Here is a 15374-nt window from a genome sequence, read left to right as displayed (position 1 = left end):
GGCCTGACGCGGCTGATCGGCCTGCGCAAGGATTACGAGAAGATCGTCGCCGCGGAGGGCCAGAACCCCGACGAGGCGCGGGTGGCACTCAGCCGCATGGTCTTCGTGACCGACAGCAAGAAGGAAGCCGACCATTTCATCGACAGCGCCCGCTACCAGCAGCGCTTGGCGCTGAGCTTCAAGAACCGGCGCGAGAATGTCAGCGAGGACTACATCATCGGCGAGGAGCCGTTCGAGGGCGAGCCGGATTTCGAGCGCATCCGTCACAACCTGCCTGTCGGCGATGTCGATACCGTCGTGGAGAAGATGGTCCAGCTCCTGCGCGGCCTGCGGCCCTACCATGTGGCCCTGCTCATGCAGGTCGGCGACATGGAGCATCGCTCCGTCATGAAATCCATGGAGCGCTGGGCAACCGACGTCATGCCCGCAATCCATAAGGAACTCAAAAATAGCAACGCCGAAGCCGCTTAACTGCATCGGTTCGAAGGTAACGACACTGGAGCCGGTGCACGTCGTTTCCCGGTATGCCTCGCGGGTGGCGAAGACGCCGCCATGACGGCTGGTGGTCGGCTCGCTTTCGTTGAAATCGAAGTGCTCGGTGCGATCGAGGCGAGGCCGCGAGCGAAGCGCTTTCCCCGTGCCGTGATGTGGGGAGGGGCATCTCCACACCCTTTTCCTCGAGATTTCCCTGCTGACGCGGCAACCAGCCCCATGCGGGCGATGAGCGAATGGATTACATGAATGTCCAGGCTGACCGACTATACGAGCTATGCCGACGCGCAGCGAAATGCGTCATCGGCCGCGCTGTGGGATCTCTTTGACGGGAACCGTGACCGGCTGAACATCGCGCATGAATGCATCGACCGTCATGCGGACGGGTCAGGGCGGGCTGCCGTTTGTATCGCCCATGCTGACGGGGGCAGCAATGTGCTAAGCTTCGACACGATCTCGGCGGGTTCGTCGCGCTTCGCGCATTGGCTGAAGGAACGCGGCATTGAAAAAGGCGACCGGGTCGCCTTCATGCTGGAACCGTCGCTGCCCTTCTACCTGACGCTTTTCGGCGCCATCAAGGCGGGCGCGATCAGTGTTCCTCTGTTCACCTTGTTCGGCCTCGACGGGTTGAAGCTGCGCGTTGACGATTGCCGCCCGCGGCTGCTGATCACCAATGCCGACAAGGCGGAGATGGCGCGGCAGGTCGATGGCGTAGAGGTGGTCGTTGCCGACGATACGCTGCTTGCCGAACTGGAGGCTTATCCGATCCGCTATGAGCCGGACAGCAGGGCGGATGACCTTGCGGTGTTTCAATACACGTCCGGCACCACGCGCGAACTGCCCGAAGCGGTGAAGCACACGCATAAGGCCCTGGTGACGCTGATGTTCGCCGCCCTCTACGGGACGGGCATCCGTCCGGGCGACCAGTTCTTCTGCCCGTCCTCGCCAGCTTGGGGCCACGGCCTGTGGCACGGGACGCTGGCTCCCCTCGGGCTGGGGGTCACCACCGGCACGATGGGCATCGGCAGGTTCGATCCGGTTCGGCTGATGCAGGCGTTGCAGGAATTCGGCATTACCAACCTGTCGGCGGCGGCGACGCATTACCGGATGATGAAGAACAGCGGCCGGTCTGGCGAGTTCGCGTTCAAGATCGAAAAACTGTCCTTCACGGGCGAGCCGATCGATCCGGCGACACTGGACTGGATCGACGAGACATTCCATGTCCCCGCCTGCAGCATGTACGGCACAACCGAGATCGGCGTCGTGCTGGTCAATTTTCCTGGAGCGGCGGACTTCAAGGTCAAGCCCGGCTCACTGGGCAAGGCCATTCCGGGCCAGGAGTTGCAGGTACAGCGTCCCGACGGCACCGCCACCAGCCCGGACGAGATCGGCGAGCTGATGCTGAAACGCAAGGGTGGCTGGGTCTCGACCAAGGACAAGGCGAAGATCGACACGGACGGCTATTTCTATCATTGCGGTCGCGCCGATGACGTCATCATCTCCGCCGGCTGGACGATGAGCGCGGTCGAGATCGAGAACACCCTGCTCAAGCATGACGATGTCCTGGAATGCGCCGTCATCGGCGTGCCGGATGAAAAGCGTGGCCAAGTGGTCAAGGCCTTCGTCATCAGCAACCGTCCCGGTGACGATGACTTCGTGCGTGAGTTGCAGGACTTCACGCGCGAGCGCCTGGCACAGCACGAATATCCGCGCATCGTCGCATTCACTTCCGAAATTCCCAAGACGCCCGCGGGCAAGGTCCATCGCAAGAAGCTTCGCGACCTCGAAGCCCTGGCTGCGGCGCAATAAGTTCTGCAACGGAGAAAAAGTATGGCCATTTCGGCAGCAAACACGAATCGTTTCCCGAAGATCACCGAGGAAGGGCTGGACGATCTGCGCAAGCGTATCGGCGTTCGGATCACCGATACGGTTGAGCCCTGGAACTATGAAGCGACGCGCGATGGCATCCGCCACTATGCGCATGGCATTGGTGACGATAATCCGCTCTGGTGCGATCCGGCCTATGCCGAGAAGACGAGCTATGGGGATGTCGTGGCGCTGCCCAGCTTCCTGTTCTCGACCAGCCGCATCGTGTCGGGTTATTGCGGCGGTCTCGCTGGTGTGCATGCGATGTGGGCGGGTGCTGACTGGACCTGGTACAAGCCGGTGCTGCGCGGCGATGTCATCTCCACCCAGGCCCATCTCAAGGATCTGATCGAGCATCAGACCCGTTTTGCCGGCCGCTCCTTCCAGCAGATCTACCACACCGATTTTTTCAACCAGAACGGTGACAAGGTTGCGGAATGCGATAGCTGGGTGTTTCGCACCGATCGTGACGAGGCGCGTGAGCGCGGGACGAAATACACCGAGGCTCGTGGCCGCGTGGAGCCGTTCAGCGAGGAACAGCTCCAGGAATTCTACAAGCTCTATGAGGCCGAGGATATCCGTGGCGCCACGCCCCGTTATTGGGAAGATGTCACGGAAGGGGAGGCTCTGCCCCGGATGATGAAGGGGCCGATGACTGTCACCGGCTTCATCGGCTATGCGCAGGGCTGGGGCGGCCTTTACATCCGTACCAACAAGATCGCCTATAAGATGTTTGCCAAGCATCCGGGCCTGGGGATCAAGAACCGGTTCAACGTTCCCGACTGTCCCGAGCGCGTGCATTGGGACGAGGATTTCGCCCTGGCGGTTGGTGCGCCGGGTGCCTACGACTATGGTCCGGAACGGTGCTCCTGGCTGACCCACCATCTCACCAACTGGATCGGGGACGCGGGCTTCCTGCGCCAGAGCAAGTGCCAGATCCGTCGGCACAATCCTGATGGCGACGTGGTCCTGATCGACGGCACCGTCACGCGCAAGTTCCAGCAGGATGGCCGTCATCTGGTCGAGATCCAGCAGCGGGCGGAGACCCATCGCGGCGAAACATCGGCGATCGGCTCGGCGATCGTCGAACTGCCCTCGCGCGGTTGACGCCTATGTCTTGCCGGCCCGGCGTTCCGCGGGAACGCCGGGCCGGCGGTGGACGGTAGAGGAACAGACGGATGGCTGGACGCTAGTTTGACGAAAGGCAGGTTGGCGACCGGACTATCCATGAGATCCGGCGCACGGGCATGCGAGAGCGATCATAGCGGCCTTCGAGGCTGATTGGGCCGGCTCGCAACAGGAAGGACGGCGACATGTACATACGGAACTACGGTTTGGAAACGCATCCGGGCAATATTTCTGCCTTGCAGGATGCTCTTCGCGAGCTGGCCGCAAAAGTTTCTGCCGTGCCGGGTGCTGTGAGGGTCGATCTGTTCCAGGACGCCGTGAAGCAGACGCGCCTTGTTATGATGGAATATTGGGAGACGGAGGCTGCACACAAGGCGAGCAGTGCGTATCTAGGCAAAGAAGCCTTCCGGCCGGTCATGGCGCTGGTCATCGCACCACCCGAGGTCACGACGCTCCTGTCCCTGTTGCCATAGGAAGGCGGACGGAAGTCGGTCGGCATCGGATGGAAGGTGGCGATCGATTTTTAGGATCACATCAATCTTCCATCTGCTCCGTTTCCGCATCAATCCCTTGGCTGGCCGCGCTAACGGGCTGTGCAGCCGATTCCGGCCGAAGTGGCGACACTGGAGATGGATAGAATTCCCCCTTGAACTGGAGCTGCCGCCGTGCCGCATGGATCATCGCCTATGGAGCCCGCCTTGATTTCCGCCGAGACCCTGAAGATGCTGGGCCTGCTGGAGCGCAAGGTACTGTGGCTCAGCACCTGGATGATCCATAATGCCAACCATCTGCGTCCCTCGCGCGACGGGCTGAAGGTGGGCGGGCACCAGGCCTCCAGCGCTTCGGTGGCCAGCATCCTGACGGCGCTGTACTTCTCCGTGCTGCGCCCGGAGGATCGGGTGGCGGTGAAGCCGCATGCCAGCCCCATCTTCCATGCCATCCATTATCTCCTGGGCCGGCAGACTCGCGACAAGCTGGAGGGGTTCCGGGCCCTGGGCGGGGCGCAATCCTACCCGTCGCGGACCAAGGATTTCGACGATGTTGATTTCTCCACCGGCTCGGTGGGGCTGGGCGTGGCGCAGACGGCGTTCGCCTCCATCGTCCAGGATTATGTCCAGGCCAAGAACCTGTCGCCGCAGCCCGAAGGCCGCATGATCGCCATCGTCGGCGATGCCGAGCTGGACGAGGGCAATGTCTTCGAGGCCATGCTGGAGGGCTGGAAGCGCGACCTGCGCAATGCCTGGTGGATCATCGACTATAACCGTCAGAGCCTGGACAGCGTCGTCTCCGACGAGCTGTGGGTGCCCATCGAGGGCATGTTCCGCTCGCTGGGCTGGAACGTCGTCATCCTGAAGTATGGCAGGCGGCTGGAGGCGGCCTTCGCCCGGCCCGGCGGCGGGCGCCTGCGCCGCTGGATCGACCAGTGCCCCAACCAGCTCTATTCCGCCCTGACCTTCAAGGGCGGGGCCGCTTGGCGTGAGGTGCTGGTCCGCGACCTGGCTGACGATGCCGACGCCCTAGCCCTGGTCGCGGGCCATGACGACGAAGCTCTGGGCGCCCTGATGACCAATCTGGGCGGCCATTGCCTGCACAGCCTGCTGGACGCCTTCGACCGGGCCTCGCGCAACGAGGTGCCGACCTGCTTCATCGCCTATACGGTGAAGGGCAGGGGCCTGCCTTTCCAGGGCCACAAGGACAACCATGCAGGATTGATGAACCCCGACCAGGTGGCGACGTTCCGCGCCCAGTGCGGGGTCGGGCCGGGGCGGGAATGGGAGCCGTTCGCCGGGCTGGAGGCCGAGGAGGCGCGCCTGCACCGCTTCCTGGCGCAGGTGCCCTATGCGGCCCGGCCGAACCGCCGACTGTCGTCGCCGGCCCTGCCGGTGCCCGACCGGCTGGAGGTGGCGCTGGCCGAACGGATGAGCACGCAGGAAGGGTTCGGCAAAATCCTGGGCGAGTTGGCCAAATCCGATCAGGCGCTGGCGTCGCGCATCGTCACCACCAGCCCGGATGTCACCGTCTCCACCAACCTGGGCGCCTGGGTCAACCGCCGCGGCCTGTTCGACCGGCTGGGCCATGCCGACATCTTCCGCGAACAGAAGGTGGTGTCGGCCCAGCGCTGGGCCGGTGACGGGGCGGGCCAGCATATCGAACTGGGCATCGCCGAGCACAATTTATTCCTGCTGCTGGGCGCCCTGGGCCTGTCACATGACCTGTTCGGGGTGCGGCTGCTGCCCATCGGCACGCTCTACGATCCGTTCGTGAAGCGGGGGCTGGACGCGCTGAACTATGCGCTCTACCAGGATGCCCGCTTCATGCTGGTGGCCACGCCCTCGGGCGCCACCCTGGCGCCGGAGGGGGGCGCGCACCAGTCGATCATCACGCCCTTGATCGGCATGGGCCTGCCCAACCTGGCCTCGTTCGAGCCCGCCTATGTCGACGAACTGGCCGTGATCATGCGCTGGGGCCTCCAGCGTATGCAGGAGGCGGATGGCGGCTCGGTCTATCTGCGCCTCTCCACCCGCTCTTTGGAACAGCTGCGGCGGCCCATGACGCCAGCGCTGGCCACCGGCATCATCGACGGCGGCTATTGGCTGCGCCCGCCGGGCCGGGGCTGCGCCCTGGTCATCGCCTATACCGGTGCCCTGGCGCCGGAGGCGACGGAGGCCCTGCTGGAACTGGCTGAGCGCGATCCTGCCGTCGGCCTGCTGGCCATCACCTCCCCCGACCGGCTCTACCAGGGCTGGCTGGACACGCAGGCCCGGCGGCGCCAGGGGGAGGAGGGGGCCCTGTCGGCGGTGGAGCGGCTGCTGGCGCCGGTACCCGGCGATGCCGGCATCGTCTCCGTGATCGACGGCCATCCCAGCACGCTGGCCTGGCTGGGCTCCGTGCGCCGCCACGCTGTCGCCACGCTGGGGATCAGCCATTTCGGCCAATCCACCGACATCGACGACGGCTACCGGCTGCATGGCCTGGACAAGCAGGCCATCCTGGCCGCCGCGGCGGAACTGACGGTGCGGGCGAACCAGGCGAGGCTGGCTGCGCGCGCTTGAGCTGTGGCGAAAGCTGCCGCTGGGCGATGTCAATACGAAAGCAGCAGATGGTTCCCTTACTGTCGATCCTTTCGCCACTGAGAAGGCGGGACGCCGGTCGCTCTATGGAAACTGCCAGTAAAGTGGCTGGGCGTCGAATAGCCCAAGCGCAGTGCGATTTCCGTTATGCTAAGGCTTTCATCCATTAGCATTTCTTTTGCTTTATGTACCTTCCGCTGGGCGATATATCGGAATGGGGACATACCGGCGCTGGCTCTAAACGCTCTACCAAAATGATCAGAATTTAGACCTGCCACGGCTGCAAGCTCGCTAAGTGTTAGTTCATCGGTCAGATGAGTATCAATGTAATCATAAATCCGACGTTGACGAGAAAGGCCAAGGCCGCCGTTGATTGTTGGAATTGAGGTGGTAGAGTTCCCATAATTTTTGTGTATAACCCCCGCTAACATCGCGCATGGATGGGAGAGAGACATCACTGGCGATTGATGTTCCAATTTATCTTTTAGAAATTCGAAAATGCTAGACAAGCACTTATCATTGATGCCTATCCTTGGAGATAAATGAGCCAATGCATCAATTTCTGATAAAGAAATAGCTCTGGCAAAGAATCCTGATGACAATGCCACGATGAAAACGGGCTGCTTTTGACTCCACTTCACATGTACAATCTGTTCCGGCGGCATGATATGGATTTGTCCACGATGGATCTGTTGGTGGATAGGCGCGCGATGGTGTGACGGCTGCCAACTTAACGTGAATGGCTCGCCCTCGTGCTGTAACAAAGTGAACTGGGGTGAAGCCAGTTTCGCGCCAGGACATTCATCTACAATATAATGCCCAATTGAAAAACCATCCCAGCGTACCCGGCGGAGAGCGGAAATTCCGATGGGTAGCGTATCTGCTTGGAAGTCAATAAAGTTAAAGCCGTCCATGCGCCTCTCCATAAATTTTAGTATATAAGATAATTTTCTATTTTAAGTAACTTTCTTGGCTTGTGATTCGGTGTAATGGAGTTGACAGAGTTTACTCTCGTGTATATTCGGTGTATTGAGAGTCCATGGCTAATGCTCTTTAGTGGTAAGCTATATGTGGAAATTCCTGTTTAATTTATTGATATTATTGAAGTTTGTTTTGTCGATTTTGTGACGATCTAGCAGATTATATGGAAGCGTGAAATTATTCTCCTATCGATAATCATCGATATGGCGGCTACGACCGTGGCACTTGATATCGGTCGCTGTGCCGGTTTCCGACCTACCTGATAGGGAGGTAGCATACCCATGCGAAACATGAGCCTTCTCGACGCTGCATTGTCTCGCCCCGATTGGTGGCGCGCTACTTCCTACGTAAATTTAAGAACCTTGGATCGAATAGGCTGGGCGTGGCAATGGCTGCGCCGAAACAGCGACTTCAAGATGGCGCTGAAATCCAGCACCTGTTTGACCAACGTTGATCGCTCTATTGTACAAATGAATGCTAACCGGGATTGGCCCCATTGGGGGGTAATGTTTCGCCGACGTGACGGCAGAGCCTAAGGTTTATTGGGATCCTGCCATCTGCCCCGAGGTGATCACGGTTGTCGCCGAAGCAGCCGGTCAAGCTGTGCCAGCAGAAGATCTGTTTGATTTGGCCGCCGTTCGGAACATTGCGACACTCGTCAAGCTGGCCTCCGGTGACGAACATCTGCTGCTGGCCGATGGCATGCGGCACCTTCAACTTTGGGTGACAGAGGGCACCCTACTGGAAGGGCCGGTTCGGCTACGCTGCACGCTCAATGGGTTACGGGATATTGAACGAAAGGTTCTTTCCCTACGCCGCCTGTGCCTGTGCCGCCGATTTGGGCGACTGCCTCGTACTCTCTATCCGCCTGAGGCAATGGCTGTCCGGTGGATCGATAAATTGCGCGCCATTGATGCGGTCGCCGCGGGAGCGACGCAGCGGGAGATCGCCACAGCGCTCTTCGGAGAGAGACGGACAATTGTCGAATGGTCTCGTGGGTCGGACTGCCTGCGCCTGCGGGTCCAACGATTGGTTCGGGACGGCACGCAGCTGGTGCGGGGCGGATACCGCGATCTGCTGTCCTGACGGTGAACGGGAAGGCAGCGGTCAGAGCCAGAGGGCGGTAGGGAGTGGCGGGACATGGAGATTTCAGGAAAGTCCGGCCAGCGGCCCGCCTTTCGGAACTTTTAATCGGACCAGAAGGAGAATCTGTCATGAAACGGCTCAAGATTGTTCTGCCCGTGCTGGCTTTGGTCGGGGTTGGTGTCGGCGCCGTCATCTTCTGGCCCCGGGAGCGGGGCGAACAGGAGGGTCCGGCCACAGTCATCGACGCCGGCCTGCTGGAGATCGCCGGCACCCGGCACCGTCTGGCCGGCATCGTGCCGCCGTTGCCCGACCAGCACTGTGTCGACCGGAAAGGCACGACCTGGGCCTGCGGCCAGGAGGCCGTCCAGGGTTTGCGGGAACTGGTGACCGGCACACCCGTGTATTGCCGGCCCCATCCCGGCAGTGCCGACCTGTCCGATTGCTTCGTTGGTGGCACGTCCCTGTCGGAGCGGATGGTCCGTGGCGGCTGGGCCCTGGCCTGCCGGTTCGGCCGGGGCGATCTCAGCAATTGGGAGAACAATGCAAGGTTCCTGGCCTCGGGCCTGTGGCGGGGCGGGTTCGTTCCACCGACACCGACCGACCAATGTGCGGGGTGAAAGGGTGGAGAGTCAGAGGTGGGACGGATTTCCGGGTGACGGGCCACAGCCGGAGGAGAGGCTTCCGGCGCCCGTCCTGGAGATGATGTGCCATGACCCAAGTAGAAATCCTCGACGCCGCCTCTGACCGGAGCGGCGGCTACAAGGTGGACGTGACCCGTGGCCAGCGGATCGGTCGCGTGTCGTCCGAATGGTTCTCGCGGCCCGATGATGAACGTTTCCTGTCCCTGTCGGATCTCTACGCTTCCGTCCGGTCGCGGACCGAGCGCAGCCGGACCCGGACCCTGCCCAGCGCCGACATCCGCGTGGAGGCCAGGAGCGACAATCCGGAGAAACTGTCCCTGCTGCTCCCGGGCAGTGACAGGCCGGTTGCGCCCACGCATTGGAGCTTTGGCCAGTTGGCCAGCCTGGTGGGCGCGCCGGCCGCCTATTTGCGGCAGCTTCCGGCGGCACTGGCCGGGATCAATCTGCAATATGGCCTGACCTCGCACCGGGGCGAGCAGGTCAAGACGCTGGAAATCGAAGACGGCCGCACCGAACTGCGCGCCGTCACCGGCCCGGACTATGGCCGCATCTTCGACCATGAACTGGTCGAGGCTGTGCAGCGCATCGCCGGCAACGGCACGGGCGACACCCGCTGGAAGGTACCGGGTGTGCTGGACTGGTCGACGGGGGTCTATAATCCGCGCGTGGACATCACGCGGGACACGACGACACTCTACGCTTCCGACAGGGACGTCTTTCTGTTCCTCGTTGACGATCTGAATCCCATCGAGGCGGGCCGTTTGCCGGACGGCTCGCCGGATCTCTATTTCCGCGGCTTCTACTGCTGGAACAGCGAGGTGGGCGCCAAGACCCTGGGCATGGCCAGCTTCTATCTGCGGGCTGTGTGCCAGAACAGGAATATCTGGGGTGCTGAGGATTTCCAGGAGATTGCTATCCGCCACTCCAAATATGCCCCCTCCCGCTTTGCCCATGAGGCGGCCCCAGCCCTGACCCGTTTCGCCGATTCCTCGCCCATGCCCTTCATCAACGGCATCAAGGCGGCGCGGGAGCAGATCGTCGCCCGCGACGATGATGACCGCATGGAGTTTCTGCGCAAACGCGGCTTCTCCAAGGCTGAAACCGGCAGGATCATCGAGACGGTACTGGCCGAGGAGGGCCGCAAACCGGCGAGCATCTTCGATTTCGTGCAGGGCATTACGGCGGTGGCCCGTGACAAACCCCACCAGGATGCCCGGCTGGAGATGGAAACCCGGGCCAGGAAGCTGCTGGACCGGGTGGCCTGACCGGTGGCCGGGGGTTCGGCTCGGGATGGTTCGAGGCAGAGGAGGGCTGGGGGCTTTGTGGCGGGCTGCCAGGTGGGAGAGAGGCTTCCACCGGCCCGTCGTGGAGAAAACCCATGGCTGCCAATACTGCCAAGATCATCCTGAGCCGGTCCCAGGACATTCCGTTCAACAAGCTGGCCCTGTCCCAGGCCAATGTCCGCAAGGTCAAGGCCGGCGTGTCCATCGCCGACCTGGCGGAGGACATTGCCAACCGCACCCTGCTGCACGGCCTTCCCGTCCGTCCGCGGCTGGATGCCGAAGGCAAGGAAACGGGGATCTACGAAGTGGCGCCGGGCGGGCGGCGCTACCGGGCGCTGGAGCTGCTGATCAAGCAGAAGCGTCTCTCCCGTACCGCGCCCATCCCCTGTCTCATCCGCACGGAGGGGATGGGCGAGGAGGACTCCCTGGCAGAGAACCTGCAACGGGTGGCGCTGCACCCGCTCGACCAGTTCCGCACCTTCCAGACCCTGCGTGACAAGGGGTTGAGCGAGGAGGACATCGCCGCCCGGTTCTTCGTGACGTCCGCCGTGGTCAAACAGCGGCTGCGCCTGGCGTCGGTGTCGCCCAAGCTGCTGGAGCTTTATGCCGAGGACGGCATGACGCTGGAAATGGTAATGGCCTTCAGCGTCAGCAGCAATCACGAACACCAGGAGCAGGTCTGGGCCTCCCTGACCCAGTCCTGGCAGCGGGAAGCCCATCACATCCGCCGGGTGCTGACCGCCGATGCCGTCCAGGCCTATGACAAGCGGGCGCAGTTCGTGGGTCTGGATGCCTATGTCGCCGCCGGCGGTCCGGTCATGCGTGACCTGTTCACGCCCGACGATGGCGGCTGGCTGGGCGATGTGCCGTTGCTGGAACGCCTGGCGGCCGAGAAGCTGGCCAAGGAAGCCGAGGCGGTCATGGAGGAGGGGTGGAAGTGGATGGAGGTCGATACCGACTTCCTCTACGGCCATACCTCTGGCCAGCGCCGCCTGCGAGGTGAGGTGACGCCTCGCACGGAGCAGGAGGAGGCCCGCTATGCCGAGCTACAGGACGAATATGACCGGTTGGCTCAGGAGCATGACGATGATGGCGAGATTTCCGAGGAGGTCGATCAGCGGCTGACGGCGATTTCGGGCGAGATCGCCGTGCTGGAGCAACGGCCCGTGCGCTACGACCCGGAAGAGATCGAGCGGGCCGGCTGCTATGTCAGTATCGGCTCGGACGGGCAGTTGCGGGTGGAACGCGGCTATATCCGGCCGGAGGATGAACCGCGGGTCGAGGAGCCGGCGGCACCCGGCGCTGACCCTGTCGGCGAAGACGGCGATGCGGATGGCTCCCGCATCCCGGCTGCCGCCCATGCTGCCCATACCGGCGGTTCCGTCAGCCAGGAGCCCGAACCGGAAGACGAGGGGCTGAAGCCGTTGCCCGAACGGCTGGTGATGGAGTTGACGGCCTATCGGACCCTGGCCCTGCGTGACGCTCTGGCCCGGGACCCGGACACGGCTTTCATCGCCGCGCTGCACGTCCTCTGCCTCCAGTCCCTCTATCATCGCAGCTCCAACTCCTGCCTGCAGATCACGGCGCGCAGTCCGGGCTTCATGGCGGAACCTCCGGGGCTGGCAGACAGCATCCCGGCCCAGTCCATCAATGCCCGGCATGCGAACTGGGTGCAGCAGTTGCCCCAGGACCCGCGTGATCTCTGGGATGTGCTGGTGGGTTTCGATGCCGACAGCCGGGCGGCACTGTTCGCCCATTGTGTGGGCCTGACGGTGCATGCCGTGCAGTCGTCCGGTGAATACGGGCCGGAGAGCCGGCGGCACGCCGACGGGTTGGCGAGTGCCGTCCATCTCGACATGGCGGCGGTGGGCTGGATGGCGACGGCGCTGAACTATCTGGGCCGCGTCACCAAGGCCCGTATCCTGGAGGCGGTGACGGAGGCCAAGGGCGAGGCCGCCGCCCGCCAGATCGACCATCTCCGCAAGCCCGACATGGCGGTGCAGGCCGAACTGATGCTGGCCGGCACCGGCTGGCTGCCCGCGCTGCTTCGCACGCCGGGGCAGGCGGTTGTCGCACCGGAGACGCCCGACACGGTGACCGAACCGGCATCGGAACCGGAGGTGCCGCCGCAGTCGATCGCCGCCGAATAACTTCCGATCCCGCCCTTATGGAGCCTGGCCGCCCGCGCTGGGCTCCTTACCCCCACCTGGCCCGGCCTCAGCGCCGGGCCATTTTCGTTTCAGGAGACAGGAAATGGCGATACCCGACCATGCCCGCGCCAATTTCGACACCTTGTTGCGCGCCGCCCGGGACGGCAATCTGGCGCTGCTGGAGTGCAACGACGTCATCACCGGTGAGCCGCGCTACGTCATCTGTGCTGTCGGCCGAGATCAGCGCGGCATCGTCATGACCCCCTTCGGTCATCTCGCCGACGGCAATCCGTATGATGCCTACCGTCCGCCGGACGCTCCCGGTGGTCCGGGCGGCACGGGTGCCTGACCATGGGGGATGCCGGCCAACTGGCCCGCCGCCTCGCGCTGGAGGCCGAGGCGGTGTGCCGCCAGTTCCTGCCCAATGGCCGCCGGCAGGGCAATTATTGGCAGGTGGGCGACGTGCGGGGCCATCCCGGTCGCAGCCTTTATGTCCGCCTGACCGGGCCGCGCGCCGGTCGCTGGGCCGACGCCGCCCTGCTCCAGCATGGCGACCTGCTGGACCTGATCGCCCTGAATCGGGGCCTGTCCCTGCGCGATGCCATGACGGAGGCGCGGGCCTTCCTGCGGATGCCTTTGCCCGTCACCGCTCCGCCGATGCCCGCTCCCGGCGGGTCGCTCGAGGCTTGCCGGCGGCTGTTCGCGGCCAGCCGGCCCTTGCCCGGCACGCTGGCGGAACGCTATCTGGCCGGACGCGGCATCATCCTGGATGGCCCGGAACCGGCGCTGCGCTTCCATCCGCGTTGTCATTATCGCGGACCCCAGGATCGTATCAGCCTGCCGGCCCTGATCGCCGCCGTCACCGACCATGACGGCCATCTGACCGGCCTGCACCGCACCTGGCTGGACCCGTCGGGCCGGGACAAGGCACCGGTCGACCAGCCCCGCCGGGCCATGGGCCATCTGCTGGGCCATGGCGTCCGCTTCGGGTCGGGCGGTCCCGTCATGGCCGCCGGGGAAGGCATCGAGACCGTGCTGGCGCTGCGCATGGCCTTGCCCAGCCTGCCGATGGTGGCGGCCCTGTCCGCCGGCCATCTCGCCGCCCTGCTGTTCCCGCCCTGCCTGCGCCGGCTCTATGTCGCCCAGGACAGGGACGCCGCCGGTGTCCGGGCGCTGGAACGTCTGGTCGCGCGCGGCCGGGCCGGTGGCATCGACATCCGGCCGCTGCGGCCCCGCCGGGAGGATTTCAATGCCGACCTGCTGGCCTTCGGCCTGCCGGCACTGCGGGCGGATGTCGTCCGTCAGCTCCATCCCGACGATGCTCACAATGCCTGCCTCCAGCCGTGTGGGCCTTGCTGCTCGGGAGACGGACCGCGCGCCTGACCAGGCCGCAGCGGGGCAGGGGAGCATGCCGGAGCCTCCCGGTTCCGGTGGCGGGGGCCGCGCCCGCGGCCTTCCCGGGAGGGGGATCTGCCAGGGCCGGCCCAAGTCCGCAATGGCGCCCCGCTTGCTTTCTTCCCCTGCCGCCGGACGGGCCGGCGGCATTCCTCGCGGAAACAAGAAAGCGCGGGGGCACGCCATCCTCCGCTCTCGCTCCGGCCCGCAAAGCGGGTGCGGACCCGGCCTGAAGGCCCTGGCGGGCGATCCCCTGTGAAGGCCGCGGACGGCGCGGCCAGCCCAAACCCGAGGAGCCCCGCCATGACCCGTTCCATCCCCCGCCCTGCCGCCCTGGACGACGAGCCGCCCGCCGCGTCCGCCCCCACGGCCCACCTGCTGGAGGAATTGCAGCTCCGTGGCTATCGTCCCTTCCAGGACGAGCCCGATCCGCGTCCGCTGCCCGATGCCGACCAGGCCCGGGCCGAGATCGGCGCCAGCCTGGAAACCCTGGCCGGGCTGCTGACCGGCACGCGGCTGGAGGATGACCTGGCCGACCTGCTCTGGTCCTTCGTCAACCTGTTCCACCGTCGCATCGCCAGTCTGGAACGCGACCTGGACGCCAACGAGCAGGCCCAGCAGCACAGCCAGCGGGAACAGGACGGCTCGGAGATCCGCTCCGTCGAACTGGAACGGCTGACGGCCGAGGGTATCGGCCTGATCGAGCGCCGCAACGCCTTCGAGTTCTTCCGCGACATCGCCGCCGAGATGTACGAGGCCCTGACCGGCTCCACCTGGCGCCCGCGCCAGGGTTCGCAGCTGAACCACCGCGCCCTGACGGCGGCCATGATCGACAGTCGTGACTATATGGCCGCCCGCCGCCGGGCCGACACGCAACTGCTGCTGCCGGCCGGTCCCAAGGTGGCCTTCGCTGGCGGGGTCGAGTGCAACGACCATGTCCGCATATGGGAAGTGCTGGACAAGGTCCGCGCCAAGCATCCCGACATGGTGTTGCTGCACGGCGGCAGCCCGAAGGGTGCCGAGCGCATCGCCGCCTGCTGGGCCGACCATCGCCAGGTGCCGCAGATCGTCTACCGGCCCGACTGGACCCGCCATAAGAAGGCGGCTCCCTTCAAGCGCAACGACCTGATGCTGGAGGTTCTGCCCATCGGACTGGTGGCCTTCCCCGGCTCCGGCATCTCCCAGAATCTCACCGACAAGGCCCGCAAGATGGGCATCCCCGTCTGGCGGTTCGGGGCGGAGGGCGGCGCTTAGGCGCCGCCCTCCTCAGTCAATCGGTCG

General features: G+C 64.2%; 14 protein-coding genes. 13 read left to right on the top strand and 1 reads right to left on the bottom strand.

Features of this window, described 5'->3' with window-relative positions; genetic code table 11:
- From AC1Q7F_RS31060 to AC1Q7F_RS31040, 5 genes are all read left to right on the top strand, one after another.
- Positions 1-471: hypothetical protein (locus tag AC1Q7F_RS31060; protein ID WP_492512424.1), on the top strand; the 471-nt coding region annotated here is incomplete at its 5' end.
- Between the two features lie 270 nt (positions 472-741).
- Positions 742-2301, top strand: a complete 1560-nt coding sequence (locus AC1Q7F_RS31055; RefSeq protein ID WP_492512423.1) for an acetate--CoA ligase — start codon at positions 742-744, stop codon at positions 2299-2301.
- A gap of 21 nt (positions 2302-2322) precedes the next feature.
- Entirely contained in the window at positions 2323-3465 is a 1143-nt protein-coding gene (locus AC1Q7F_RS31050) for an FAS1-like dehydratase domain-containing protein (protein ID WP_492512422.1), read from the top strand.
- Between the two features lie 206 nt (positions 3466-3671).
- Positions 3672-3959, top strand: coding sequence for a putative quinol monooxygenase (locus tag AC1Q7F_RS31045; protein WP_492512421.1), 288 nt, complete (start codon positions 3672-3674; stop codon positions 3957-3959).
- 213 nt (positions 3960-4172) lie between these two features.
- Entirely contained in the window at positions 4173-6539 is a 2367-nt protein-coding gene (locus tag AC1Q7F_RS31040; RefSeq protein ID WP_492512420.1) for a thiamine pyrophosphate-binding protein, read from the top strand.
- Positions 6540-6595: 56 nt separating this feature from the next.
- Here AC1Q7F_RS31040 and AC1Q7F_RS31035 read toward each other — a convergent pair whose 3' ends face one another.
- Positions 6596-7471, bottom strand: a complete 876-nt coding sequence (locus AC1Q7F_RS31035; protein ID WP_492512419.1) for a helix-turn-helix domain-containing protein — start codon at positions 7469-7471, stop codon at positions 6596-6598.
- Positions 7472-7819: 348 nt separating this feature from the next.
- Between AC1Q7F_RS31035 and AC1Q7F_RS31030 the strand changes: the two genes are divergently transcribed.
- The 8 genes from AC1Q7F_RS31030 (at position 7820) to AC1Q7F_RS30995 (ending at position 15347) form a co-directional block, all read left to right on the top strand.
- Positions 7820-8074, top strand: coding sequence for a transcriptional regulator domain-containing protein (locus tag AC1Q7F_RS31030; protein WP_492512418.1), 255 nt, complete (start codon positions 7820-7822; stop codon positions 8072-8074).
- Complete coding sequence (locus AC1Q7F_RS31025) at positions 8058-8624, top strand: DUF2285 domain-containing protein (RefSeq protein ID WP_492512417.1); 567 nt, start codon at positions 8058-8060, stop codon at positions 8622-8624. The genes AC1Q7F_RS31030 and AC1Q7F_RS31025 overlap by 17 nt, the downstream gene beginning before the upstream one ends.
- 128 nt (positions 8625-8752) lie before the next feature.
- On the top strand, positions 8753-9241 hold the full coding sequence (locus AC1Q7F_RS31020) for a thermonuclease family protein (protein WP_492512416.1): 489 nt from the start codon (positions 8753-8755) through the stop codon (positions 9239-9241).
- Between the two features lie 92 nt (positions 9242-9333).
- On the top strand, positions 9334-10530 hold the full coding sequence (locus tag AC1Q7F_RS31015; protein WP_492512415.1) for a DUF932 domain-containing protein: 1197 nt from the start codon (positions 9334-9336) through the stop codon (positions 10528-10530).
- 113 nt (positions 10531-10643) lie between these two features.
- A complete protein-coding gene (locus AC1Q7F_RS31010; protein ID WP_492512414.1) occupies positions 10644-12698 on the top strand; it encodes a ParB/RepB/Spo0J family partition protein in 2055 nt (684 codons plus the stop codon).
- Between the two features lie 103 nt (positions 12699-12801).
- Positions 12802-13047 (top strand): DUF6117 family protein, encoded by a 246-nt coding sequence (locus tag AC1Q7F_RS31005; RefSeq protein ID WP_492512413.1) that lies wholly within the window; start codon positions 12802-12804, stop codon positions 13045-13047.
- A gap of 2 nt (positions 13048-13049) precedes the next feature.
- Positions 13050-14081: a DUF7146 domain-containing protein gene (locus AC1Q7F_RS31000; protein WP_492512412.1), complete on the top strand. Its 1032-nt coding sequence runs from the start codon at positions 13050-13052 to the stop codon at positions 14079-14081.
- 315 nt (positions 14082-14396) lie between these two features.
- Positions 14397-15347: a DUF2493 domain-containing protein gene (locus tag AC1Q7F_RS30995; RefSeq protein WP_492512411.1), complete on the top strand. Its 951-nt coding sequence runs from the start codon at positions 14397-14399 to the stop codon at positions 15345-15347.
- Positions 15348-15374: the final 27 nt, after the last annotated feature.

It is taken from the genome of Niveispirillum sp. GW835-FHT14G11 (assembly GCF_058793615.1).
Note: the sequence above shows the minus strand (reverse complement) of the source record. Positions and strands in the feature narration are given on the sequence as shown.